This window comes from Mycobacterium sp. NGS34 (assembly GCF_059812845.1).
On record NZ_JCALDM010000008.1, the window covers coordinates 120,666 to 144,354 of the forward strand.

The window sequence follows — 23,689 nt, forward strand, 5'->3', positions numbered from 1 at the left end:
GAAGCGTACGGTGAACGGATGATTGAGCCGATCACCACCCGACCGAGCATCGACCCGACGTTGAAGATGTTGCTCGACGCCTTCACGGTCACTTTCAATGCCGCCGACGGTGTGGAGGTCGCGCGCTCGCGGCTCCGTCAGCTCAAGGTGCCGCCCGAGCTGCTGCCGGACCTGCGGACCGAGGAGCGGACGATCGGTTACGGCGAGCTGACCGACATTCCGGTTCGGATCTACTGGCCGCCCGGCGACGGCGAGGCCCGGCCCGTCGTCGTCTTCTATCACGGCGGCGGATTCTCGCTCGGCGACTTGGAGACCCACGATCCCGTCGCCCGCGCCCACGCCGTCGGCGCCGAGGCCATCGTGGTGTCGGTCGACTACCGGCTCGCCCCCGAGCACCCCTTCCCCGCCGGCGTGGACGACTGCTGGGCCGCGCTGCAGTGGGTGGCCGAGAACGCCGCCGAGCTGGGCGGCGACCCGGATCGCATTGCCGTGGCCGGGGATTCGGCCGGCGGCAACCTTGCCGCGGTGATGGCGCACCTGGCGCGCGAGAACGCGGGGCCGGCGCTCAAGTTCCAGTTGCTGTGGTACCCGACGGTCACCGCCGACCTGTCGCTGCCGTCGCACACCGAGAATGCCTACGCGCCCATCCTGGACCGCGACGTCATCGAGGCCTTCCTGTCCTGGTACCTGCCCGACCTCGACATCAGCGACCCGACGGCGCTGCCGATCACGCTGGCGCCGGCCAACGCCGAGGACCTGTCCGGTCTGCCGCCGGCCTTCATCGGTACGGCCGAGCACGATCCCCTGCGCGACGACGGCGCCCGCTACGCCGAGCTGCTCAACGCCGCGGGCGTGCCCGTCGAACACAGCAACGAGCCCGACATGGTGCACGGGTACGCCAGTTTCTCCCTGGTCATCCCCGCGGCGGCCAAGGCCACCAACCGGGGGTTGACGGCGCTGCGCAAGGCGCTGCACCCCTAGCGCCGATGGCGGCGACCCGCTTCGCCCGGCTCCGCCGCCCTCGCGATCGCCGCTAGCGCTCGCGGGAATACTCGCTGGGCGCAACGCCGTACCAGCGCCTGAAGGCGTGCGAGAACGTCGAGACCTCGGTGTAGCCCAGCCGCGTCGACACCTCCTCGACGGTCAGCCCGACGTTGCGCAGCAGGTCCACGGCCACCGTGGAGCGCGCCTCGTTCAGCAGCGCCCGAAATGACGTGCCCTCGTCGGCGAGCCGGCGTCGCAGCGTCCGCGGGTGGATGTCGAGTTCGGCGGCGATGTCGGGAAGCGTCGGGAACACACCGGAATCGCGGAACAGCTTGCTGCGCACCAGCGCCGTGATGCCGCGGCGGCTCTCGCTGCTCTGCATCAGCACGTCGCACTGCGCCATGCACATCTCCAGCGTGTGGCGGTCCGCCTGCGGCAGCGGCTCGTCGAACATGGCGCGCGGGAAGTGCAACCGGGTGTGCGCCCGGCCGAACCGGACGTCGTGGACGGGCACCAGTTCGAGCAGCGGCCGCAGCGGCTCCTCGTCGACGGCCAGGTCGGCCGTCACCTCGTCCGCGTATTTCGTCGCCACGGGTAACGCGAAACTCATTGTGGTCGTGATGATTCCGGCGATATCACGCTCGATGAAGAACCCCCGCACGTCGGCGGGCAGGTGGCTGGCGTCGACTTCGATCACGCAGTCCGTCGCGGTTTCGAACAGCGTGAGGCGGATGTGCATCGTGGTCAGCGCGAAGTAGCGCATCGCGATGGAAAACAGTTCACGAAGGGTGCCGCACGACATCACCGCGAACCCGAACAACCCCAGGTGGGTGAGCGTGGACCGGCTGCCGACGTCCACGCCGACGCCGGCCTCGGACGGAAGCCGCGCCAGCAGCCGGCGCACCGCCGCGATCTCGTCGACCGCGCTGACCATGGCGTCCGGCTTGTCGAGATCGGCCGGATCGATCGCGGTGCCCGCCAACACGTCGGCCGTCGAAACCCCACGTTCGTTGGCCACCTCGCACAACACCCGGGTGGCGTGCACCGGGTGACTCAGCGTCGGAGGGTGTCCCATGGCGTGTCCTAAAATCCCAACTCCCTGTCCGATAATCTCATTACCGGCCGCCCGCGTCATCCATACAGTGGAGTCATGGCGACCCTGAGCGCTGAGCGCCCCGCCGCGGGACCGGCCACCCGGCTGAACTCCTGGACCATGACCCGCGAGGCCCTCACCATCGGATTCGACGTGAGCAACGGGTTCATGGGCCGGGTACGCGGCAGCGATATCGCCCGATTCCGTTGCGCCGGAAGGCGTTTCGTCTCGATCAGCCACCCCGATTACGTCGATCACGTGCTGCACGGCGCCCGCCTGAAATACGTCAAGTCGAACGAATACGAGCCGATCCGGGCCACGGCGGGCATCAACCTGCTCACCGACGAGGGCGATTCCTGGGCCGCCCATCGCGGCGTGCTGAACCCGACCTTCGCCCGGCGCCATCTCAACGGCATCGTCGACCTGATGATCGACCCGATCATGGGCGTCACCGACGCGCTGGAGGCCGGCGCGCGATTCGACATCCACGAGACGATGGTCGAGGCGACCCTGCGCGTGGTGGCCAACTCGCTGTTCAGCCAGGACTTCGGGCCGTTGGTGGCCAGCATGAACGACCTCGCGACGCGCGGGTTGCGCCACGCCGAGCGGCTGCAGCGACTCGGGCTGTGGGGCCTGATGCCGCCCGCGGTGTACGACGTGCTGCACCGGTTGGCCTTCTCGGGCGTGCGCATGCCACCGCCGTTGCGCGACATGCAGGACATCACGCTGACCCTCGACCGCGCGGTCAACGACGTGATCGATCACCGGCTGCGGCACCCGACCGACTCCCCCGACCTGCTCAACGTGCTGCTGGGCGCCGACGGCGGAAGTTGGCCGCGCCAGCGGGTGCGCGACGAGGCGCTGACGTTCATGCTCGCCGGGCACGAAACCACCGCGAACGCGATGTCGTGGTTCTGGTACCTGATGGCCCTGCACCCGGGAGCCCGGGACCGGATGCTGGGCGAGATCGACGAGGTGCTGGGCGCCCGGCGCCCCGAAGCCGATGACCTGGGCCGGCTGCCGTGGACCACCGCGTGCCTGCAGGAATCGCAGCGCTACTTCTCGGCGGTGTGGATCATCGCGCGCCGGGCCGTCGAGGACGACGTCATCGCGGGGCATCGCATCCGGCGCGGCACCACCGTCGTCATCCCCATCCACCACATCCACCACGACCCGCGCTGGTGGCCCGAACCCGAAACCTTCGACCCCGACCGGTTTTACTTACCGGCGGAGCGACCCCGCTCCGCGTATCTGCCGTTCGGCGGCGGCCGCCGCATCTGCATCGGGCAGAGCTTCGCCCTGATGGAGATGGTGCTGATGGCGGCAATCGTGAGCCAGCGCTTCACCTTTGACCTGGCGCCCGGCGCCGAGATAGACCTCGAGGCAACGCTGACCCTGCGGCCCAAGAGCGGGGTACCCGTCATCGGAAGCGAGCGCGGATGAACCCCGACTACGAAACCCTGATCGTCGGCGCCGGATTCTCCGGCATCGGCTCCGCGATCAAGCTGGACAAGGCGGGGCTGTCCAACTACCTCGTGATCGAGGCCGCCGACGGGGTCGGCGGCACCTGGCACTGGAACACCTATCCCGGTATCGCCGTGGACATTCCGTCGTTTTCCTATCAGTACTCGTTCGAGCAGAGCCCACGCTGGTCGCGCACCTACGCGCCCGGCGGCGAGCTCAAGGCGTACGCCGAGCACTGCGTCGACAAATACGGCCTCCGGTCGCGAATCCGGTTGAACACCAAGGTGCTTTCCGCCGAGTTCGACGACGAAAACCACCTGTGGCGGGTGCAGACCGACCCGGGCGGCGAACTCACGGCCCGGTTCCTGATCAGCGCCAGCGGCGTGCTGACCGTGCCGAAGCCGCCCGACATCGACGGGGTGGACTCCTTCGCCGGCATCACCATGCACACCGCGCGCTGGGACCACGACCAGGACCTCACCGGCAAGCGCGTCGCGATCATCGGCACCGGCGCCTCGGCCGTACAGGTCATCCCCGAGATCGCGCCGATCGTCTCCCACCTCACGGTGTTTCAGCGCACACCGATCTGGTGCTTCCCCAAGTTCGACGTTCCGCTGCCCAAAGCTGCCCGGTGGGCGATGCGGATTCCGGGCGGCAAGGTGCTGCAGCGGCTGCTCAGCCAGGCCTTCGTCGAGCTCGGCTTCACGATCGCGGCGCAGTACTTCACGGTGTTTCCGTTCGCCAAACGGATGGCGGAGGCGGGTCGCGGCTATCTGCGCCAACAGGTCGAGGACCCGGTGGTGCGCGAAAAGCTCACCCCGCGTTACGCCGTCGGCTGCAAGCGGCCCGGCTTCCACAACGACTACCTGGCCACGTTCAACCGCGACAACGTGCGGCTGGTCACCGAGCCGATCGACAAGGTCACCCCCGCGGCGGTGGCCACCACCGACGGCGAGGCGCACGAGATCGACGTGCTGATCCTGGCCACCGGCTTCAGGGTGATGGACACCGACAACGTCCCCACCTTCTCCGTCACCGGGAGCGCCGGGGTGTCCCTGAGCCGGTTCTGGGACGAGAACCGGCTGCAGGCCTACGAGGGCGTCAGTGTCCCCGGATTCCCCAACATGTTCAGCGTTTTCGGCCCGTACGGCTACGTCGGCTCGTCGTACTTCGCACTCATCGAGACGCAGACGCACCACATCGTGCGGTGCCTCAAGCGGGCGCGCCGCGACGGCGCGACCCGCGTCGAGGTGACCGCGGAGGCCAACGACCGCTACTTCGCCGAGATGATGCGCAAGCGGCACCGGCAGATCTTCTGGCAGGACAGCTGCAAGCTGGCCAACAGCTACTACTTCGACAAGAACGGCGACGTGCCGCTGCGCCCGGCGACCACGCTGGAGACCTACTGGCGCAGCCGGCGGTTCGACCTCGACGACTATCGCTTCACCGCTTAGTGGCGGCCCTGCAGGATCCCCTCGATGTTGCGCTCGGCCAGCGCGGTGATCGACATGAACGGGTTGCAGCCCAGGTAGCCGGGCAGCAGCGACGCGTCGTTGACGTACAGCTTGTCGTAGCCCTTCACCCGGCCGTAGCCGTCGGTGGCCCGGCCCCGGACCACCCCGCCCATCGGGTGAACGGTGTTGGGCGCGAACGCCGTTCCCTCGAAGAGGTCGTCTCGGTACTCGACGCCGTTGGCCTGGGTGACCTTGTCGAACACGAACTGGGCCTTCTCGCGCAGGTGGTCCGTGTGGCCCTCCGGCCAGTCGATGGTGATCGAGTCCTTCGTCCGGTCGTAGCTGATCTCCGCGCGGTCGCCGGTGCGCACCATGACGTAGTAGCCCAGCGCGAGGGTCTCCACGGGAAGCGGTAGCGAGAACATGCTGGCGTACACCGGGTTGTCCGGGTCGTCGCGGCCGTCGAGGTTGATCATCCCAAGCAGCGACTGCTGGGTGCCCGCCGGATCGTCTGGCGACAGCATGTGCGAGACCATGATGTCCCCGTTGTTGCCGTATCCGCGGCCGACCTCGTCGCTCAGGTGGGGCAGCGTGCCCTTCTCGCGGGCGCGCAGCAGCAGCTCGGTGGTGCCCAACACGCCGGCGCCCAGATGCAGCTCGTCGCAGCCGATTTCGGCGCGCGCGCGCTCCTTGCCGAAGCGGTCGATCTCGCGGGTGGACACCACGTATTCGCCCGAGCGCTCGCGCCGGATGCCGGTCACCTCGGTGAGCGGTCGCAGCGTGGCCTTGCCCGTCGCCAGCGCGGCGGCTATGTAGGTCGCATCGACGCTGCCAACCCTGCCGTAGTTGTTGCCGTACTGCTGCTCGAAGTCCAACGCCGAGCGCGGAACCAGTTCCGCCTCTTCCTGTTTCATGTAGTCGAACGAATAGGCGCTGCCGTTGTAGTCCACCTTGTAGCCGGCCGCCTCCGCGTACTGCCGGCCCACCCTGGCGTACTGGAACCACGGGGTCTGCTCGAACCAGTCCATGTCGCGGTAGCTGATGTTCAGCATGGACTTGGCGCGTTCGATGTACGTCCCCAGGAAGGCGTCGGGGTCGATGTCCGGGAAGGCGGTGCGGACCTGGTCCGGCGTCGGGATCGCGGCGATCGCGGCGTTGACCATCGAGCCCCCGCCGACGGCGGTGCCGCGGAACACCGTGTGCGCGCCGTGCACCACCTTGTCGCAGATTCCGGCCTGGACCGGTTGCGTGGACGGCGAGTGCTTGGCCACCTGGGCGATCGACACGCCGCGGTACGACGGCACCAGGCTGGGCGGGACCGACGTGAACCAGCCCGCCCGGTTGTCCGCCGGCACCATCCGCGAGAAGCGCTTGCCGTCCGCGTCGGGGGTGTTCCACCACCTGCCCTTCTCGAGGATCAGCGTCTGGACGCCGGCCTGCGCGAGCCGCAGCGCCGAAACCCCGCCGCCGTACCCACTACCGACCACAATGGCCTGGTAGTGGGGCCGCAGCGCGGCGGTTGCGCAGGCGTTCCGGCTGCCGGACTCCACCGCCGCCGCGCCGAGCGCGCCCGCCGCGACACCCGCGGCGGCACCCAGGAAACGTCTCCGCGAGAAAGCCATTACCTGAGACGCCTCTCCGATCTTGCGGGTTTATAACGAACTGTGATTTAACTAACTCGTGTCTAAGCATACCTTAGGTACGCTAAGTGCGCTACTGTACTCATCCATGACAGGTTTTCCGTTGCGAATTGGACTTCCTGCATGTTCTGGGACGGGCGTACCATTCCGCGCCGTCGGCTGGAAGCGACCCAAGCGATACCTCTGGCTGCTCGCTGCGGCCGTCCCGGCACTAATCTTCCCGTCCTGGCTGGCGGTGCGGGCGACCGGGCTCGGCGCGTTCTGGTGGACCGTTCCCATCTTGGCGTTCGTGATCATCCCCATCGTCGATCACCTGGTCGGGCCCGACTCGCAGACACCCGGCGAGAGCGTGCTCGCCTGGCTGGCGACCGACCGGTTTTACCGCTGGGCCACCTACCTCTACCTGCCCAACCAGTACCTGTCGCTGGTGTTCGCCTGCTGGCTGTGGAGTGGCGGCGGCTGGGTCACAATCGGTTTCGTCGACAAGGTGGGGGTGATGGCGGCCGTCGGCCTGATCGGCGGCCTGGCCATCAACGCCGCGCACGAATTGGGCCACACCCGCGAGCGGTCCGAACGGCTGCTCAGCAAGGTCGCGCTGGCACAGACCTGCTACGGGCATTTCTACGTCGAGCACAACCGCGGACACCACGTCCGGGTGGCGACCGCCGAGGACCCCGCCAGCGCCCGATTCGGCGAGGGCCTCTACGCCTTCCTGCCGCGGTCGGTGACCGGCGGCCTGCGCTCCGCGTGGCGGCTCGAGGCGACCCGGTTGGCCGGACTGGGCAAATCCCGCTGGAGCCTGCACAACGACATATTGAACGCGTGGCTAATCAGCGCGGCGCTATTCGCCGTACTTTCGGTATGGTTCGGTGCCGGCGTGCTGCCGTGGCTGATCGTCCAGGCGATCGTGGGCTTCGGCCTGCTCGAGACGGTCAACTACATGGAGCATTACGGCCTGCGGCGCCAGCAGCTGCCCAACGGCCGCTACGAGCGGGTCCGGCCGGCACACAGCTGGAACAGCAGCACGGTGATCACCAACGTCCTGCTCTTCCACCTGCAGCGGCACTCCGACCATCACGCGAATCCGCTGCGCCCCTACCAGGTGCTGCGCCACGTCGACGACGCGCCGCAGCTGCCCAGCGGCTACAGCGCAATGTTGTTGGTGGCGTTGGTCCCGCCGCTGTGGCGCCGCGTGATGGACCCGCGGGTGCTCGACTTCTACGGCGGCGACGTCTCTTTGGCCGCGCTAAAACCGCGCGACAGCGCGGGGCCGGCGACGCTACGCTCTGGCGCGTGGCCAAAGAGTTTTCGCGCATCGATGAGTCGCTGACCGAATTCATTTCGGATCAGGCCGTTTTCTTCGTGGCCACCGCCCCGTCGGAGGGCGGCCGAATCAACCTCTCCCCCAAGGGCTATCGCGACACCTTCGCGGTGCTGGACGAGCACACCGTCGCGTACCTCGATCTGTTCGGCAGCGGGGTGGAAACCATCGCGCACCTGCGCGACAACGGCCGCATCACCATCATGTTCTGCTCGTTCACCCGCAACTCGCGGATCCTGCGGCTGTTCGGCACCGGCCGCGTCGTGCGCCCCGACGACGCCGAATTCCCGGGCTTGTCAGCGCGTTTCGGCGACCAGCACGACGGCGTGCGGGCCGTCATCGTCGTCACGCTCGAACGGATCGCCGACGCCTGCGGATTCGCGGTGCCCTATTACGAGCTGGTCGGCGAACGGCCGGTGCTCGACGCCCATCACGCGCAGGCCTCCGACGAGAAGTTCGCGCACCTGGCCGCGCGCAACCGGCGCAGCATCGACGGGCTGCCCGCCCTGGACGCCGACCACCCGCCGCCCCGACCGTAACGCTTCGCCCGCTCCGACCGATGGTTAGCGAGCGGGGGTGACGGAAAGGGACCGGCGATGTCGTTTGTGTTCGTCACACCGGAGCTCATGACCGCGGCGGCAACGGACCTAGCCGACGTCGGCTCGACGATCACCGCCGCCAACGCCGCCGCGGCCGCGCCGACCACCCGGGTGCTGGCCGCCGCCGCCGACCAGGTGTCCGCGGCCGTCGCGGCGCTGTTTTCCGGTCATGCCGAGGAGTATCAGGCCGTCAGCGCCCAGGCGGCGGCGTTTCACCAGGGGTTCGTGCAGAACCTGGCCGCCGCCTCGGCCGCGTACGCCGGCGGCGAGGCGCAGAGCCTGCTGGGGCTCGGGGACAAGGGCGCTGCCAACGTCGGGCTCGGCAACAACGGCAACAGCAACCTGGGCGGCGGCAACGTCGGCGACGGCAACCTGGGCGCCGGCAACCTCGGCTTCGGCAACGTCGGCAACGGCAACTGGGGCAACTCGAACCTGGGCATGGGGAACCTGGGCAACAACAACCTCGGTGTGGGCAACAACGGCAACAACAACATCGGCGTCGGTCTCAATGGCAACAACCTGGTCGGCATCGGCGGCCTGAACGCCAACGGCAGCCTCGGCAATCTGGGCTGGGGCAACACCGGCAACAACAACATCGGCTTCGGGCTGACCGGCAACAACCAAATCGGCATCGGCAGCACCTATTTCGACACCGCGACGGGTCGCTTCAGCCTCGGCGCGTTCAACTCCGGCAGCGGAAACATCGGCTTCGGCAACTCCGGCTCCGACAACGTCGGCCTGTTCAACAGCGGCTCCCACAACTGGGGCCTGTTCAACTCGGGCCACGGCAACACCGGCGTCGGGAACACGGGCAACACCAACACCGGACTGTGGAACGCCGGCTACTCCAACGCCGGCATCTTCAACTCCGGCCTGCAGAACGTCGGCGTCGGCAACCCCGGCGACAGCAACGTGGGCTCGTGGAACGCCGGTCAAAACAACATCGGCGATCTCAACGGGTCAAACGGCAGCATCGGCTACCTCAACGGCGGCTACAACAACATCGGCGTCGGCAACTCCGGCGCGTACAACATGGGCAGCTTCAACAGTGGCGACCAGAACGTCGGCGACTTCAACGCGGGCTGCGACAACACCGGATCGTTCAACGCGGGCAACACCAACACCGGGTTCTTCAACTCGGGCAACACCAACACCGGCCTGTTCAACGCCGGCAACCTGGACACGGGCTGGGGCCGCACCGAGGACCTGACCGGCGTGGTGAGCAACTCGGGCTTCGGCAACACCGGCACGGGCAATTCGGGCTTCTTCAACACCAGCGATTACAACTCGGGCTTCTACAACACGGCCAGCGGCGGCCTCAACTCGGGCTTCGGCAACAGCGGCACGGGCGGCAACGACATGGGCTTCTTCAACTCCGGCAGCGGTCAATTCGCCGTGGGCTTCCAAAATTCGGGCAGCGGCAGCTTCTACACCGGCATCGGCAACACCGGCACGGGCGACTACAACACCGGCATCGGCAATTCCGGCGTCAACGGCAACCACACCGGCTTCTGGAACACCGACTCGGGCGTCGGCGGCAACACGGGGTTCTTCAACTCGGGCCTGGGCAACAACACCGGCTTCTTCAACACCGGCGGGGGCTACCCCTTCGACCTGGGAAACTCGGGCTTTGCCAACACGGGCACCGGCGAGGCCGGCTTCTTCCAGCTTTAGATCGCGCGCTTGAGCTCGTCGACCATGTTGAGCTGCTCCCACGGCAGCTCGATGTCGGTGCGGCCGAAGTGCCCGTAGGCGGCGGTCGGCGCGTAGATGGGGCGCAGCAGGTCCAGGTCGCGGATGATGGCGCCGGGGCGCAGGTCGAACACCTCGGGGACGATCTTCTCGATCTTGACCGGGTCGACGGTCGCGGTGCCGAACGTCTCGATGAACAGCCCGACCGGGGCGGCCTTGCCGATGGCGTAGGCCACCTGCACCTCGACCCGCTCGGCCAGCCCGGCGGCGACGATGTTCTTGGCCACCCAGCGCATCGCGTACGCCGCCGAGCGGTCCACCTTGGACGGATCCTTGCCGGAGAAGGCGCCGCCGCCGTGGCGGGCCCAGCCGCCGTAGGTGTCGACGATGATCTTGCGGCCGGTCAGGCCCGCGTCGCCCATCGGCCCGCCGACGACGAACTTGCCGGTCGGGTTGACCAGCACCCGGGTCGCCGACGAGTCCAGGGTGTCGTGGGCCAGCTCGTCCAGCACGGTCTGCAGCACGTGCGTGCGGATGTCGGGGTCCAGCGTGTTCTCCAGGTCGATGCCGTCGGCGTGCTGGGTGGAGACGACCACGGTGTCCAGCCGCACCGGGACGTCGTCCTCGTAGGCGATGGTGACCTGGGTCTTGCCGTCGGGGCGCAGGTATCCCAGGGTGCCGTTCTTGCGGACCTCGGTCAGCTTGCGCGACAGGCGGTGCGCCAGCGCGATGGGCAGCGGCATCAGTTCCGGGGTGTCGTTGATCGCGTAGCCGAACATCAGGCCCTGGTCGCCGGCGCCCTGTGAGTCCAGCGGGTCCGCGGCGCCCTCGACGCGCGTCTCGTGCGCGGTGTCGACGCCCTGGGCGATGTCGGGCGACTGACGGCCGATGCCGATGTTCACCCCGCACGACGCCCCGTCGAAGCCCTTGTCCGACGAGTCGTAGCCGATGTCGAGGATGCGGGCGCGCACGGTGTTGGTGATGTCGGCGAACGCCTCCTTGGCCGACGTCGTCACCTCGCCCACCACGTGCACCTGCCCGGTGGTCACGAGCGTCTCGACCGCCACCCGTGAGCGGGGGTCGCCGGCGAGCAGCGCGTCGAGGACCGAGTCGCTGATCGCGTCACAGATCTTGTCGGGATGCCCTTCGGTCACCGACTCACTGGTAAACAGACGACCCTTTTCGCTCACAGTCCCGATCCCTTCCAATAATTAGTTAGTCGAATTATATCTTCTGGCGTCATCCGGCACCCGTGCGGGCGCCGTAGCGAAGTAAACCCTGCTACCCGCTGTGGCCGTGCAGGAACGCGACGATTGCATCCACGATACGACTGGCCATCAGCGTCTTCGAGCCGTGCGGCAGCGCCGACTCGGTGCCGTCGGACGCCAAGAGCCAGCCGTCGTTGCTGTCCACCTCGAACGCCTTGTTGTCGCCGACCGCGTTGACGACCAAGAGGTCACAACCCTTGCGCCGCAGCTTTTCTCGCGCGTGGAACAACACGTCGCCGTTGGCGTCGCCGGTCTCGGCGGCAAATCCCACGATGGCCCGCATGTTGGGCAGCTGCCCGTGCGCGCGGGCCCGGACCGCGCCGGCGAGCACGTCGTCGTTGCGGACCAGCTCGATCGTCGGCTCCTCGGCGACGTCGGGGCCTTTTTTGATCTTGGCGGTGGAAACCTGCGCGGGCCGGAAGTCGGCGACGGCCGCGGCCATGACCAGCACGTCAGCCCCGGGGGCGTGCTTGGACACCGCCTCGCCGAGCTGCTCGGCCGAGCTGACGTGCACCACGTTGACGCCGGCGGGGTCGATCAGCCCGGCGGTGTGCCCGGCGATCAGCGTGACCTCGGCGCCGCGCTGCGCGGCGACCCGCGCCACCGCGTAGCCCTGCTTGCCGGAGCTGCGGTTGCCGATGAAGCGCACCGGGTCGATCGGTTCGCGGGTGCCGCCGGCGGTGACCAGCACCCGGCGGCCGGCGAGGTCGTAGGGCAGCGCGTCGTGGCGCTCGAGCAGCAGCTGGGCCAGCGTGGTGATCTCCTCGGCCTCCGGCAGCCGTCCCGCGCCGCTGTCGGCGCCCGTGAGCCGTCCGTAGGCGGGTTCGAGCACCACGGCCCCGCGGCGCCGCAGCGTGGCCACGTTGTCGACGGTGGCCGGGTGCAACCACATCTCGGTGTGCATCGCCGGCGCGAACAGCACCGGGCACCGCGCGGTCAGCAGGGTCGCGGTGAGCAGGTCGTCGGCCCGGCCGGAGACGGCCCTGGCCAGCAGGTCGGCGGTGGCCGGCGCCACGACGACCAGGTCGGCCTCCTTGCCGAGCTGGACGTGCGGCACCTCGGGCACGTCGTCGAAGACGCCGGTGCGCACCGCCTGGCCCGACAGCGCCTCGAAGGTGGCGGCGCCGACGAAGCGCAGCGCGGATTCGGTGGGGATGACGCGGACCTGGTGGCCGGCCTCGGCGAGCTGACGGACGACGGTGCATGCCTTGTAGGCGGCGATGCCCCCGGAAACGCCTATGACGATCCGCTTGCTGTCCACAGCGCGCCCGGCCCGCCCGTTACTCGCCCTCGGTGTGCTCGAGCAGGTCGGCGTGGATCTCACGCAACGCGATGGACAACGGCTTTTCCTGCAGCCCCGGCTCGACGAGCGGGCCCACGTACTCGAGGATGCCCTCCCCGAGCTGGTTGTAGTAGTCGTTGATCTGACGGGCCCGCTTGGCCGCGTAGATGACCAGGGCGTACTTGCTGGACACGCGGTCCAGCAGCTCGTCGATGGGCGGGTTGGTGATGCCCAGCGGGGTGTCGTAGGCGCCCTGGCCGCCTGCCGACGGGTCGAACTGGTCCACGGCGGTCAGCGACGCGTCGGACTGGGGAATGCTCACGTAGGTCAGTCTCCTGGCGGATAGAGCCGTGCGGGACGGCTAAAGAACTTCGATGCTTGAATCTGGTCTGGTCAGGCGGTTCATGCCGGGCCCGGCGCAGTTCCCACCAGCAAGGATACCAATTCGGCGCACGCAGACTCCAATCGACTGTTGACCACGATCTCGTCGAAGTCGTTTTGGGCCGCCATTTCGGTGCGGGCGGTGTCCAGACGGCGCCGGATGGCCTCCGGCGTCTCGGTGCCCCGGCCCACCAGCCTGGTTTCCAGGTCCTCCCAGCTGGGCGGGGCCAGGAACACCGTCAGCGCCTCGGGCATCGCCTTCTTGACCGCCCTGGCGCCGGCCAGGTCGACCTCGATCAGCACGGGAAGCCCGGACGCGGTGGCGGCCCGCACCGGCTCGGCCAGCGTGCCCGACCGGTGCAGCCCGCCGTGGATCTCGGCCCACTCCAGCAGGGCGCCCTCGTCGATCAGCTGCTGGAAGCGGGCGGGCGTGACGAAGTGGTAGTCGACGCCGTCGACCTCGCCGGGCCGCGGGGCCCGGGTGGTGGCCGAAACGCTGAACTGCAGGTTGGGGATCCGCTCCCGCAGGCACCGGACCACCGTCGACTTGCCGACCGCGGAGGGGCCGGACAGCACGACCACACGCCCCCTGCCCGATGGCTCGGGACGTGCCCCCCGTGCGACGTCCGGCCCCCCGCCGGCGCTCACCGGCGCTCCGGGGTTTAGGAGCCGAACTTTTCCAGCAGGGCCTTGCGCTGCCGGTCCCCGAGGCCGCGCAGGCGGCGGGTGGGGGCGATTTCCAGCTCGGTCATGATCTCCTGCGCCTTGACCTTGCCAACCTTCGGCAAGGCCTCGAGCAGCGCAGACACCTTCATCTTGCCGAGGACTTCATCGCTTTCGGCGTCCTTGAGCACCTGGGTGAGGTTGGTGCCACCGCGCTTGAGGCGATCCTTGAGCTCTGCTCGCGCTCGACGTGCGGCGGCCGCCTTCTCCAACGCGGCCGCGCGCTGCTCGTCGGTCAACTGGGGAAGGGCCACGATTCCTCCGTATCTGATCAATGGGTAATCGATCTCGTTTTGTCTCTGCCGGGTACTTCAGCCAGCCGAAATGACCGTACTCAGCCTTCCTGACGAAATCTAACCCGCCCCCCTCGTTAATTGCGCAAATGTGCAGCGTGGGCGGCCCGGACGCGCCCGGCCGGGCAGCGCCGAGACGGGCCGCACGCCGCCCCGATCCGGTGGCGACGACGCCACCGCGGGGCCCCAAATATGGCATTCTAGCTGCGGTTTTGCGGTTTCACGCCGGCCCGGGGCGGGACGGCCGCGACCGGGGCGGACCGGGGTGGCGGACGGCCGCGGGCCCGGGTGCGGGGGATCACGAGATTTTTCGTCGCGCGTCGCGCGTGTCGCGGCCTCGGTCGCGCCCGCGGTCCTGCGGCGGCTACGCAGCGATGTGCCAGCTAACACCCAGCGAAATATCAGTTACGATCGAAATCGTGCCGAACCTGCGCATCCGTCAGGCGGCTGAACTGCTGGGAGTCAGCGACGACACCGTCCGCCGCTGGATCAACCAGGGCACGTTGTCGGTCACCCTCGACGCGGCGGGACGCAAGGTCATCGCCAGCGAGGATCTGGCCGAATTTTCCCGGGCAAACGCGCCCGCCCCGCCGCCGGACCCGCTCAGCATCGGCAGCTCGGCGCGCAACCGGTTCGTCGGCCTGGTCACGAGGGTGGTCAGCGACACCGTGATGACCCAGGTCGAGATGCAGTGCGGCCCCCACACCGTGGTCTCGCTGATGAGCACCGCGGCGGCCGAGGAGCTCAAGTTGCGGCCTGGCAGCGTCGCGGTGGCCGTCGTCAAGGCCACCACCGTCATCGTGGAGACCGCCAGGCCCAGCTCGGCCGCGGCGTTGGACTAGCGGCCGCCTACAGCGCGGACAGGTACGCGACGGCGTCGCGCATCCGCTCGCCGGCCGCGCGCAGGTCGGCCACGCTGGGACCGGCCCGCAGCACCTCCCGCGCCACCGCGGGCAGCAGCTGACCCGGTAGGGCCCCGCCCAGCCCGGCGAGCGCCTCGGGCCGCCCGCCTTGCGCCCCGACGCCGGGAACCAGCACCGGTCCGCCCAGCTCGCTGACGTCGGGCGCCTCGAACACGGTCGCGCCGAGGACCACGCCGACGTAGCCGGGCTCGGTCGGGTTGGCCGTGCGGTTGACCACCGCAGCCTGGTCGATGATCAGCTGCGACACCGTGCGGCCGTCGAATTCGGCGCGCTGCACGGTGCCGCCCTCCGGGTTGGACGTCGCCGCGAGCACGAACACCCCGCGGTCGTGGGCCGCCGCGGCCTCCAGCAGCGGGCGCAACGAGCCGAACCCGAGGTAGGGCGAGGCGGTCACCGCGTCGGCGGCCAGCGGCGAGTCGCCGGCCCACGCCGCGGCGTAGGCCGCCATCGTCGTGCCGATGTCGCCCCGCTTGGCGTCGGCCAGCACCAGCACCCCGGCCGAACGCAGCGCGGCGATGGTGCGCTCCAGGACCGCGTATCCCGCGGAGCCGTAGGCCTCGAAGAACGCCACCTGGGGCTTGACCACCGCGAACCCGGCGAACGCCTCGATGCACACGTCGCAGAACGCGGCCAGGCCGTCGGCGGTGGTGGGCAGATCCCAGGCCCGCAGCAGCTCGGGGTGCGGGTCGATGCCCAGGCACAGCGGGCCGCGCCTGTCCTTCGCCTCGGCCAAGCGGGCGCCGAACCCGGTCACCGGGAACTGCCCGCGGGCCCGATCGCGCTGTGCAGCTCCTGCAGCGATCGCACGCCGATGTCGCCGCGGATTCCCGCCTCGATGCCCTGCACGGCGGCGGACGCGCCCTGCACCGTGGTGACGCAGGGGATGTTGACCGAGACCGCGGCCGAGCGGATTTCGTAGCCGTCGATGCGCGGGCCGGAGTTGCCGAACGGCGTGTTGATCACCATGTCGACCTCGCCGGCCTTGATCGCGTCGACGGCCGACATCGCGGGGCGGCCGGGCTGCGGCGGCTCGAAGTGCTTGCGGACCTCGTCGCAGGGAATCCCGTTGCGGCGCAACATCTCCGCCGTCCCCTCGGTGGCCAGCACCCGGAAGCCCAGGTCGGCCAGCCGCTTGACCGGGAACACCAGCGACCGCTTGTCCCGGTTGGCCACCGACACGAATATCGTCCCCTGCGCCGGCAGCGACCCGTAGGCGGCGGTCTGACTCTTGGCGAAGGCGCTGCCGAAGTCGCGGTCGATGCCCATCACCTCGCCGGTCGACTTCATCTCCGGTCCGAGCAGCGAATCGATGGCCGCCCCGTCGGTGCGGCGGAAGCGGTGGAACGGCAGCACGGCCTCCTTGACCGCGATCGGGGCCTGCGGCGGCGCGTGGGCGCCGTCGCCGGTCGCGGCCAGCAGGCCCTCACCGCGAAGCTGGGCGATGTTGGCGCCCAACATGATTCGGGCGCACGCCTTGGCGAGCGGGATCGCGGTCGCCTTGGACACGAACGGCACCGTGCGGCTCGCCCTCGGGTTGGCCTCCAGGACGTAGAGCACATCGTCCTTGAGGGCGTACTGGACGTTGAGCAGCCCGACCACGCCGATGCCGTGGGCGATGGCCTCGGTGGCGTGGCGCACCTTCTCGATGTCGCTGCGGCCCAGCGTGACCGGGGGCAGCGCGCACGCCGAGTCGCCGGAGTGGATGCCGGCCTCCTCGATGTGTTCCATGATGCCGCCGATGTAGACCTCGGAGCCGTCACAGAGGGCGTCGACGTCGATCTCCACCGCGTCCTCGAGGAAGCGGTCGACGAGCACCGGGTGCTCGGGCGAGAGCGCGGTGGCGCGGGTGATGTAGCCCTCCAGCGTCTCCTCGTCGTAGACGATCTCCATGCCGCGGCCGCCCAGCACGTACGACGGCCGCACCAGCACCGGGTAGCCGATGTCCTCGGCGATCCGGCGGGCCTGCGCGAAAGTGGTTGCCATGCCGTATTTCGGCGCCGGCAGCCCGGCGGCGGCCAGCACGTCGCCGAAGGCGCCGCGGTCCTCGGCCAGGTCGATGGCCTCCGGCGGCGTGCCCACGATCGGGACCCCGGCGTCGAACAGCCGTTGCGCCAGCCCCAGCGGCGTCTGACCGCCGAGCTGCACGATCACCCCGACCACGCCGGGCCCGCCGCTGCCCGACTGCGTTTCGGCGTGGAACACCTCGAGCACGTCCTCGAACGTCAGCGGCTCGAAATACAGCCGGTCGGCGGTGTCGTAGTCGGTGGACACCGTCTCCGGGTTGCAGTTGACCATCACGGTCTCGAAACCGGCCTGGCTCAACGTCGTTGCCGCATGCACGCAGCTGTAGTCAAATTCGATGCCCTGGCCGATGCGGTTGGGGCCGGAGCCCAGGATCAGCACCTTGGGCTTGTCGGTCTGCGGGGCCACCTCGGTCTCGGCGGCGGGGTCCAGCTCGTAGCTGCTGTAGTGGTACGGCGTCTTGGCCTCGAACTCGGCCGCGCAGGTGTCCACCGTCTTGTACACCGGGTGGATGCCGAGGCGCTCGCGCAGCGAGCGCACCCCGTTCTCCCCCGCCAATTCCGGCCGCAGCGCGGCGATCTGGCGGTCCGAGAGCCCGCTGTGTTTCGCCCTGCGCAGCAGTTCGGCGTCCAGCACCGCCGCGTCCACCAGCTCGGCGCGCAACGTTTCCAGCTCACCGATCTGCGCGACGAACCACGGGTCGACGCCGCTGGCCTCGGCGACCCGCTCGACCGAGGCGCCCAGGCGCAGCGCGAGCTCGATGTCGTAGAGCCGGCCCTCGGTCGGGGTCCGCAGCCGGGTCAGCACCTCGTCGACGTCGCCGCACGCGTCCGGCTTGGTCCAGAAGCCGGCGCGGTCGGTCTCCAGGGAGCGCATCACCTTGCCGAGTGCCTCGATGAAGTTGCGGCCCAACGACATCGCCTCGCCGACGGACTTCATGGTGGTGGTCAGGGTGGGGTCGGCGCCGGGGAACTTCTCGAACGCGAACCGCGGCGCCTTGACCACGACGTAGTCCAGCGTCGGCTCGAAGCAGGCGGGCGTCTCCTTGGTGATGTCGTTGAGGATCTCGTCCAGGGTGTAGCCGATGGCCAGCTTGGCGGCGATCTTGGCGATCGGGAAGCCGGTGGCCTTGGACGCGAGCGCGCTGGACCGCGACACCCGCGGGTTCATCTCGACGACGATCAGCCGGCCGTCGCGCGGGTTGACCGCGAACTGGATGTTGCAGCCGCCGGTGTCGACGCCGACCTCGCGCAGGATCGCGATGCCCAGGTCGCGCATCCGCTGGTACTCCCGGTCGGTGAGCGTCATGGCCGGCGCGACGGTGACCGAGTCGCCGGTGTGCACGCCCATCGGGTCGACGTTCTCGATGGAGCACACCACGACCACGTTGTCGTGGCCGTCGCGCATCAGCTCGAGCTCGAATTCCTTCCAGCCGTAGATCGATTCCTCGATGAGCACGTTGGCGCTGGGCGAGGCGGCCAGCCCGGCGCCGGCCATCCGGTCGACCTCCTCGGCGGAGTGCGCCATGCCCGAGCCCAGGCCGCCCATGGTGAAGCTGGGCCGCACCACCACCGGCAGGCCGACCTCCTCGACGGTCTCGCGGACCTCGTCCATGGTGAAACACACTCGGCTGCGGGCGGATTCGCCGCCGACCTTGGCGACGATGTCCTTGAACCGCTGCCGGTCCTCGCCGCGCTGGATGGCGTCGAAGTCGGCGCCGATCAGCTCGACGCCGTAGCGCTCCAGCGCCCCGTTCTCGTACAGCGCCACCGCGGTGTTCAGCGCCGTCTGCCCGCCGAGGGTGGCCAGCAGGGCGTCGATCTTGTTGCCGCGCTCGGCCTGCTGGGCGATCACCCGCTCGACGAACGCCGGCGTGATCGGCTCGACGTAGGTGTGGTCGGCGAACTCGGGGTCGGTCATGATGGTGGCCGGGTTGGAGTTGACCAGGCTGACCTGCAGGCCCTCGGCGCGCAGCACCCGGCAGGCCTGGGTACCCGAGTAGTCGAACTCGCAGGCCTGCCCGATCACGATCGGCCCCGAGCCGATCACCAGCACGTGGTTGAGGTCGGTGCGACGCGGCACTAGCGGCCCCTTCCGGTTTCGTGGGAAGCCATCAGATCGACGAATTGGTCGAACAGATACTCGGCGTCGTGCGGACCGGCGGCGGCCTCGGGGTGGTACTGCACCGAAAACGCCTTGCCGTCGGCGAGTTTGACGCCCTCCACCACCCCGTCGTTCGCGCAGGTGTGGCTGACGATCGCCGGGCCGAACGGCGTGTCGAAGGACTGGCCCGCCTCGCCTTCCAGCGCGAAGCCGTGGTTCTGCGCGGTCACCGCGACCCGCCCGGTGGCGTGGTCGATGACCGGGACGTTGATGCCGCGGTGGCCGAAGACCATCTTGTAGGTGGACAGGCCCAGCGCCCGGCCAAGGATCTGGTTGCCGAAACAGATGCCGAACAACGGGATTCCGGCGCCCAGCACCTCGCGGGTGAGCGCGACGACGTGGTCGGCGGTGGCGGGGTCGCCGGGGCCGTTGGACAGGAACACGCCGTCGGGCGCGATGTCGGCGATCTGCTCGAAGGTCGCCGACGCCGGCAGCACGTGGCTGCGGATGCCGCGCCTCGAGAAGTTGCGGGGGGTATTCGTCTTGATCCCCAGGTCGAGGGCGGCCACCGTGAACCGGTGCGGCCCTTCGGGTTCCACGATGTAGGCGCCGTCGGTGCTGACCTCGCCGGCCAGGTCGGCGCCCAGCATCGACTGCTGCCCGCGGACCCGATCCAGCAACTCGGCCGGCTCGGCCAGCGCGTCGCCGGAGAACACCCCCGCCTTCATCGAGCCGCGGCTGCGCAGGTGCCGCACCACCGCCCGGGTGTCGATGCCGGCGATCCCGACGATGCCCTGGCGGGCCAGCTCGTCTTCCAGCGTGCCGGTGGCGCGCCAGTTCGAGGCGCACGGCGACGGATCGCGCACCGCGTAGCCGGCGACCCAGATCTTGTCGCCGCGGCTCTCGGCGTCCTCGTCGTTCCAGCCGGTGTTGCCGATCTGCGGCGCGGTGGCCACGACGATCTGGCGGTGGTAGCTGGGATCGGTCAGCGTCTCCTGGTAGCCGGACATGCCGGTGGAGAACACGGCCTCCCCGAGCGTCTGGCCGACCTTGCCGAACGGCGTTCCGGTGAAGACGCGCCCGTCCTCGAGAACCAATTGGGCCTTACTCACGCAGCCTCCTCCAGCCAGGCGTCGTAGTCGTCGCGGTGGTTCGCGCGAAACCCGGTGTCGATCTCGACACCGGACGGCAGGCGCCACCGGATCGCCAGGATCCCGATCCGATGCGCGACCCTGCCCGCCATTCGGCGCTCGATGCGGATGCCTTCGATCAAGGATTGCGGAATCCAAATCGGTTGGGCCCGAATCCTTTCCACCAAGATCCCCTCGTGATAGCGGGTCAGCACCGCCTTGCTGCGGAAGCCCAGGTCGCCGGCGGCGACCCGCTCGCTCCAGTCGGGGGCGATCATCGAACCGCAATAGTGGCCGCGGGTGGTGATGGTCGCGGCCCCCACCTGGTCGGGCAGGTCGGGCAGCTCACCGATCAACTCCTGCTGGCGCCGCGCGCGGCGGCGCCAGGAGCGCATCATCAGCTGGATGAGCACCGTGATCACGGTCACCAGCACGGCCGCGAAGATCAGCGACCCCACCACCGTGCCCGAAGTCATGCCGGGCTCTTCCCGTCCCGCGCGGTGACCTTGCCGCGCAGCAGGGTCGCGGTCACGGTGGCGGGCAACGTCATCGACTCGTACGGCGTGTTGGCCGACCGGCTGGCCAGGTCCGACCCGGCGACCGTCCAGGTGGCGTCCGGGTCCACCACGGTGAGGTTGGCCGGCTCCCCCACCTCCAGCGGGCGGCCGTGGTCGGGCAGCCCGACGATGCGCGCCGGGTTCTCGCTCATCACCCGCGCGACGTCGCGCCACGTCAGCAGCCCCGGCGCCACCATCGTCTGCACCACCACCGACAGCGCGGTCTGCAGGCCCAGCATGCCGGGGCGCGCGGCCGAGAACTCGACGCACTTCTCGTGCTCGGCGTGGGGGGCGTGGTCGGTGGCCACACAGTCGATTACCCCGTCTGCCAGCGCCTGACGCAGGGCGACGGCGTCGGCGGCCTCGCGCAGCGGCGGGTTGACCCGGTTCACCCCGTCGTAGGAGGCGAGACGGCCGTCGTCGAGCAGCAGGTGGTGCGGGGTGACCTCGGCGGTTATCGAAATACCTTGTTCCTTCGCCCATTTCACGATCTCGACGGTGCCCGCGGTGGAGGCGTGGCAGATGTGCACCCGGGCGCCGGCGTCGCGGGCCAGCAGCGCGTCGCGGGCGACGATGGATTCCTCGGCGGCGCGGGGCCACCCCGCGAGGCCCAGCCGCGCGGCCGTCGGGCCCTCGTGGGCGACGGCGCCGACGGTCAGCCTCGGCTCCTCGGCGTGCTGGGCGATCAGTACCCCCAGGCCGGTGGCGTACTCCAGGGCGCGGCGCATGATCAGCGGGTCGTGCACGCAGATGCCGTCGTCGGAGAACATCCGCACCTGCGCGGCGCCGGCGGCCATCATGCCCATCTCGGTGAGCTCGGCCCCGGCCAGCCCGACCGTGACGGCGCCGACGGGGTGAACGTCGACGAGCCCGACCTGCTGGCCGCGATGCCAGACGTGGTCGGTGACCACCGGGCTGTCGGCGACGGGGTTGGTGTTGGCCATCGCGAACACCGCCGTGTAGCCGCCCAAAGCCGCCGCCGCCGAACCGGTTTCGATGTCCTCGGCGTATTCGCGGCCCGGCTCGCGCAGGTGGGTGTGCAGGTCGACGAACCCGGGCAGCAGTACCTGGCCCGTGGCGTCGATGACGTCGGCCGTATCGGGGATCTCGAGTTTCGGCCCGATCTCGGCGATCTGACCGTCATCGACGAGGACGTCGACCCGGTCGCCTTCACCGTAGAGCCGCACGCCGCGGATCAGCACGCTCATGCCGCGATGTCCTCCGCTCCGACCAGCACATGGAACAGCACTGCCATCCGCACGTGCACTCCGTTCGAAACCTGTTGCAGCACAGCCGATTGCGACGAGTCCGCCACCGAGGACGAGATCTCCATGCCGCGCACCATCGGCCCGGGGTGCAGCACCACCGCGTGGCCGGGCAGCATCGCCTGGCGCCGTTCGGAAAGGCCGTAGCGGACCGAGTATTCGCGCACCGACGGGAAGAACCCGCCGTTCATCCGCTCGGCCTGCACGCGCAGCATCAGCACCGCGTCGGCGGCGGGCAGCTCGGCGTCGAAGTCGTAGGAGACGGTGGCCGGCCAGCCGTCGACCCCGACCGGCAGCAGCGTCGGCGGCGCGACCAGCACGACCTCGGCGCCGAGGGTGGCCAGCAGCATGACGTTGGAGCGGGCCACCCGGCTGTGCAGGATGTCGCCGACGATCACGACGCGCCGGCCCTCGATGCTCCCGAGCCGCTGGCGGATGGTCAGCGCGTCCAGCAGCGCCTGCGTCGGGTGCTCGTGGGTGCCGTCGCCGGCGTTGATCACCGACGGGCCGTCGTCGTTGGTCCCGGTCCATTCGGCCAGCAGGTGCGCGGCGCCGGAGGCGGGATGGCGGATGATCAGCGCGTCGGCCCCGGCCGCGCGCAGCGTCAGCGCAGTGTCGCGCAGCGACTCCCCCTTGCCCACCGACGATCCGGCGGCGCTGACGTTGATCACGTCGGCGCTCATCCACTTGCCGGCCACCTCGAAGGAGACCCGGGTGCGGGTGGAGTTCTCGTAGAACATCGTGACGACGGTGCGGCCGCGCAGCGTCGGCAGCTTCTTGATCTCGCGGCCGACCAGCGCCTGCGCGAACCGGTCCGCGTCGTCGAGGATCGCGGTGGCGTCGTCGCGGCTCAGGTCGCCGGCGGCCAGCAGGTGGCGCGTCATCGCGAGATCACCACCCCGTCGCGGCCGTCGTGCTCGGCGAGCAGCACGTGCACGCTCTCGGCGCGCGAGGTGGGCACGTTCTTGCCGACGTAGTCGGCGCGCAGCGGCAGTTCGCGGTGGCCGCGGTCGACCAGCACCGCGAGTTGCACCGCCCGCGGCCGGCCCACGTCGCGCAGCGCGTCCAGGGCGGAGCGCACCGAGCGGCCCGAGTAGAGCACATCGTCGATGAGGATCACCAGCGCGTCGTCGACGCCGCCGGCCGGGATGGAGGTGGCCGCCAGCGGTCGCGGCGGCTTTTGCATCAGGTCGTCGCGGTAGAGGGTGATGTCGAGGGCGCCGTGCGCGACGTCGACGCCGCTGAACTCGGCGATGTTGGTGGCCAGGCGTTCGGCGAGGAGGACGCCGCGGGTCGGGATGCCCAGCAGCACCACTCGCGGCGCGTCGGGACCGTCTAACGCGGTCTTTTCGATGATCTGATGCGCGATTCGGGAGATGGTGCGACCGACGTCGGCCGCCGACATCAATTCGCGGCCGGCGTCATCCGCGGCACACATACGAGACTGACCTCCTTCTCCGCCTCTCTGGACGGATCGTTAAAGGATGTCGACTGC

At 69.4% G+C, this 23,689-nt stretch carries 21 protein-coding genes; 7 read left to right on the forward strand and 14 right to left on the reverse strand.

Annotated elements, in window-relative coordinates:
* The first annotated feature begins 18 nt into the window (after positions 1 to 18).
* On the forward strand, positions 19 to 981 hold the full coding sequence (locus AC5Y7V_RS20670; protein WP_499881900.1) for an alpha/beta hydrolase: 963 nt from the start codon (positions 19 to 21) through the stop codon (positions 979 to 981).
* A 52-nt stretch (positions 982 to 1,033) separates the two neighbouring features.
* On the opposite strand, the gene AC5Y7V_RS20675 is transcribed toward AC5Y7V_RS20670, so the two are convergent.
* Positions 1,034 to 2,059: an AraC family transcriptional regulator gene (locus tag AC5Y7V_RS20675; protein WP_499881901.1), complete on the reverse strand. Its 1,026-nt coding sequence runs from the start codon at positions 2,057 to 2,059 to the stop codon at positions 1,034 to 1,036.
* A gap of 75 nt (positions 2,060 to 2,134) precedes the next feature.
* Between AC5Y7V_RS20675 and AC5Y7V_RS20680 the strand changes: the two genes are divergently transcribed.
* Both AC5Y7V_RS20680 and AC5Y7V_RS20685 read left to right on the forward strand, forming a co-directional pair.
* Positions 2,135 to 3,520 carry a cytochrome P450 gene (locus AC5Y7V_RS20680; protein ID WP_499881902.1) on the forward strand — a complete coding sequence of 462 codons (1,386 nt, stop codon included), beginning with the start codon at positions 2,135 to 2,137 and terminating at the stop codon, positions 3,518 to 3,520.
* Entirely contained in the window at positions 3,517 to 4,995 is a 1,479-nt protein-coding gene (locus tag AC5Y7V_RS20685) for a flavin-containing monooxygenase (protein WP_499881903.1), read from the forward strand. The genes AC5Y7V_RS20680 and AC5Y7V_RS20685 overlap by 4 nt, the downstream gene beginning before the upstream one ends.
* Here AC5Y7V_RS20685 and AC5Y7V_RS20690 read toward each other — a convergent pair.
* On the reverse strand, positions 4,992 to 6,617 hold the full coding sequence (locus AC5Y7V_RS20690; RefSeq protein WP_499881904.1) for a GMC oxidoreductase: 1,626 nt from the start codon (positions 6,615 to 6,617) through the stop codon (positions 4,992 to 4,994). The two genes, AC5Y7V_RS20685 and AC5Y7V_RS20690, sit on opposite strands and share 4 nt — an antisense overlap.
* Before the next feature lie 106 nt (positions 6,618 to 6,723).
* Here AC5Y7V_RS20690 and AC5Y7V_RS20695 point away from each other — a divergent pair, with 106 nt between their 5' ends.
* Genes AC5Y7V_RS20695 through AC5Y7V_RS20705 form a run of 3 tightly spaced genes read left to right on the forward strand, consistent with a single transcriptional unit; the run spans position 6,724 to position 10,229 of the window.
* Positions 6,724 to 7,965, forward strand: coding sequence for an alkane 1-monooxygenase (locus AC5Y7V_RS20695; protein ID WP_499881905.1), 1,242 nt, complete (start codon positions 6,724 to 6,726; stop codon positions 7,963 to 7,965).
* Entirely contained in the window at positions 7,929 to 8,495 is a 567-nt protein-coding gene (locus AC5Y7V_RS20700; protein WP_499881906.1) for a pyridoxamine 5'-phosphate oxidase family protein, read from the forward strand. Before AC5Y7V_RS20695 ends, AC5Y7V_RS20700 begins: the two co-directional genes overlap by 37 nt.
* Positions 8,496 to 8,552: 57 nt before the next feature.
* Positions 8,553 to 10,229 carry a PE domain-containing protein gene (locus AC5Y7V_RS20705; RefSeq protein ID WP_499881907.1) on the forward strand — a complete coding sequence of 559 codons (1,677 nt, stop codon included), beginning with the start codon at positions 8,553 to 8,555 and terminating at the stop codon, positions 10,227 to 10,229.
* On the opposite strand, the gene metK is transcribed toward AC5Y7V_RS20705, so the two are convergent.
* The 5 genes from metK to mihF all read right to left on the reverse strand — a co-directional run bounded on the left by metK (position 10,226) and on the right by mihF (position 14,155).
* Positions 10,226 to 11,437, reverse strand: a complete 1,212-nt coding sequence (gene metK, locus AC5Y7V_RS20710; RefSeq protein WP_067008355.1) for a methionine adenosyltransferase — start codon at positions 11,435 to 11,437, stop codon at positions 10,226 to 10,228. The genes AC5Y7V_RS20705 and metK overlap by 4 nt on opposite strands.
* Positions 11,438 to 11,528: 91 nt before the next feature.
* Positions 11,529 to 12,776 carry a bifunctional phosphopantothenoylcysteine decarboxylase/phosphopantothenate--cysteine ligase CoaBC gene (gene coaBC, locus AC5Y7V_RS20715; RefSeq protein ID WP_499881908.1) on the reverse strand — a complete coding sequence of 416 codons (1,248 nt, stop codon included), beginning with the start codon at positions 12,774 to 12,776 and terminating at the stop codon, positions 11,529 to 11,531.
* Positions 12,777 to 12,795: 19 nt separating this feature from the next.
* The gene (gene rpoZ / locus AC5Y7V_RS20720) at positions 12,796 to 13,119 is read right to left on the reverse strand and encodes a DNA-directed RNA polymerase subunit omega (protein ID WP_067114083.1); all 324 of its coding nucleotides are present in this window, start codon (positions 13,117 to 13,119) and stop codon (positions 12,796 to 12,798) included.
* Positions 13,120 to 13,199: 80 nt separating this feature from the next.
* Complete coding sequence (gene gmk, locus AC5Y7V_RS20725; protein WP_499881909.1) at positions 13,200 to 13,826, reverse strand: guanylate kinase; 627 nt, start codon at positions 13,824 to 13,826, stop codon at positions 13,200 to 13,202.
* A gap of 14 nt (positions 13,827 to 13,840) precedes the next feature.
* Positions 13,841 to 14,155, reverse strand: coding sequence for an integration host factor, actinobacterial type (mihF, locus tag AC5Y7V_RS20730; RefSeq protein ID WP_036355303.1), 315 nt, complete (start codon positions 14,153 to 14,155; stop codon positions 13,841 to 13,843).
* 458 nt (positions 14,156 to 14,613) lie between these two features.
* On the opposite strand from mihF, the gene AC5Y7V_RS20735 reads away from it, so the two are divergent.
* Positions 14,614 to 15,036: a TOBE domain-containing protein gene (locus AC5Y7V_RS20735; RefSeq protein ID WP_499881910.1), complete on the forward strand. Its 423-nt coding sequence runs from the start codon at positions 14,614 to 14,616 to the stop codon at positions 15,034 to 15,036.
* A gap of 7 nt (positions 15,037 to 15,043) precedes the next feature.
* Here AC5Y7V_RS20735 and pyrF read toward each other — a convergent pair whose 3' ends face one another.
* Genes pyrF through pyrR form a run of 7 tightly spaced genes read right to left on the reverse strand, consistent with a single transcriptional unit; the run spans position 15,044 to position 23,632 of the window.
* Entirely contained in the window at positions 15,044 to 15,871 is an 828-nt protein-coding gene (gene pyrF / locus AC5Y7V_RS20740) for an orotidine-5'-phosphate decarboxylase (protein ID WP_499881911.1), read from the reverse strand.
* Positions 15,868 to 19,221: a carbamoyl-phosphate synthase large subunit gene (gene carB, locus AC5Y7V_RS20745; protein ID WP_499881912.1), complete on the reverse strand. Its 3,354-nt coding sequence runs from the start codon at positions 19,219 to 19,221 to the stop codon at positions 15,868 to 15,870. Before carB ends, pyrF begins: the two co-directional genes overlap by 4 nt.
* On the reverse strand, positions 19,221 to 20,354 hold the full coding sequence (gene carA / locus AC5Y7V_RS20750; RefSeq protein WP_499881913.1) for a glutamine-hydrolyzing carbamoyl-phosphate synthase small subunit: 1,134 nt from the start codon (positions 20,352 to 20,354) through the stop codon (positions 19,221 to 19,223). Before carA ends, carB begins: the two co-directional genes overlap by 1 nt.
* The gene (locus AC5Y7V_RS20755) at positions 20,351 to 20,848 is read right to left on the reverse strand and encodes a PH-like domain-containing protein (RefSeq protein WP_499881914.1); all 498 of its coding nucleotides are present in this window, start codon (positions 20,846 to 20,848) and stop codon (positions 20,351 to 20,353) included. Before AC5Y7V_RS20755 ends, carA begins: the two co-directional genes overlap by 4 nt.
* Positions 20,845 to 22,137 carry a dihydroorotase gene (locus AC5Y7V_RS20760; protein WP_499881915.1) on the reverse strand — a complete coding sequence of 431 codons (1,293 nt, stop codon included), beginning with the start codon at positions 22,135 to 22,137 and terminating at the stop codon, positions 20,845 to 20,847. Before AC5Y7V_RS20760 ends, AC5Y7V_RS20755 begins: the two co-directional genes overlap by 4 nt.
* Positions 22,134 to 23,078 (reverse strand): aspartate carbamoyltransferase catalytic subunit, encoded by a 945-nt coding sequence (locus AC5Y7V_RS20765; RefSeq protein WP_499881916.1) that lies wholly within the window; start codon positions 23,076 to 23,078, stop codon positions 22,134 to 22,136. The genes AC5Y7V_RS20760 and AC5Y7V_RS20765 overlap by 4 nt, the downstream gene beginning before the upstream one ends.
* Positions 23,075 to 23,632: a bifunctional pyr operon transcriptional regulator/uracil phosphoribosyltransferase PyrR gene (gene pyrR / locus AC5Y7V_RS20770; RefSeq protein ID WP_499881917.1), complete on the reverse strand. Its 558-nt coding sequence runs from the start codon at positions 23,630 to 23,632 to the stop codon at positions 23,075 to 23,077. The genes AC5Y7V_RS20765 and pyrR overlap by 4 nt, the downstream gene beginning before the upstream one ends.
* Positions 23,633 to 23,689: the final 57 nt, after the last annotated feature.

What these genes read in the sequence shown, in the direction of transcription:
- AC5Y7V_RS20670 (WP_499881900.1), top strand. Translation starts at nt 19, where the DNA reads ATGATTGAGCCGATCACCACCCGACCGAGCATCGACCCGACGTTGAAG.
- AC5Y7V_RS20675 (WP_499881901.1), bottom strand. Translation starts at nt 2,059, where the DNA reads ATGGGACACCCTCCGACGCTGAGTCACCCGGTGCACGCCACCCGGGTG.
- AC5Y7V_RS20680 (WP_499881902.1), top strand. Translation starts at nt 2,135, where the DNA reads ATGGCGACCCTGAGCGCTGAGCGCCCCGCCGCGGGACCGGCCACCCGG.
- AC5Y7V_RS20685 (WP_499881903.1), top strand. Translation starts at nt 3,517, where the DNA reads ATGAACCCCGACTACGAAACCCTGATCGTCGGCGCCGGATTCTCCGGC.
- AC5Y7V_RS20690 (WP_499881904.1), bottom strand. Translation starts at nt 6,617, where the DNA reads ATGGCTTTCTCGCGGAGACGTTTCCTGGGTGCCGCCGCGGGTGTCGCG.
- AC5Y7V_RS20695 (WP_499881905.1), top strand. Translation starts at nt 6,724, where the DNA reads ATGACAGGTTTTCCGTTGCGAATTGGACTTCCTGCATGTTCTGGGACG.
- AC5Y7V_RS20705 (WP_499881907.1), top strand. Translation starts at nt 8,553, where the DNA reads ATGTCGTTTGTGTTCGTCACACCGGAGCTCATGACCGCGGCGGCAACG.
- AC5Y7V_RS20755 (WP_499881914.1), bottom strand. Translation starts at nt 20,848, where the DNA reads ATGACTTCGGGCACGGTGGTGGGGTCGCTGATCTTCGCGGCCGTGCTG.
- AC5Y7V_RS20760 (WP_499881915.1), bottom strand. Translation starts at nt 22,137, where the DNA reads ATGAGCGTGCTGATCCGCGGCGTGCGGCTCTACGGTGAAGGCGACCGG.
- AC5Y7V_RS20765 (WP_499881916.1), bottom strand. Translation starts at nt 23,078, where the DNA reads ATGACGCGCCACCTGCTGGCCGCCGGCGACCTGAGCCGCGACGACGCC.
- pyrR (WP_499881917.1), bottom strand. Translation starts at nt 23,632, where the DNA reads ATGTGTGCCGCGGATGACGCCGGCCGCGAATTGATGTCGGCGGCCGAC.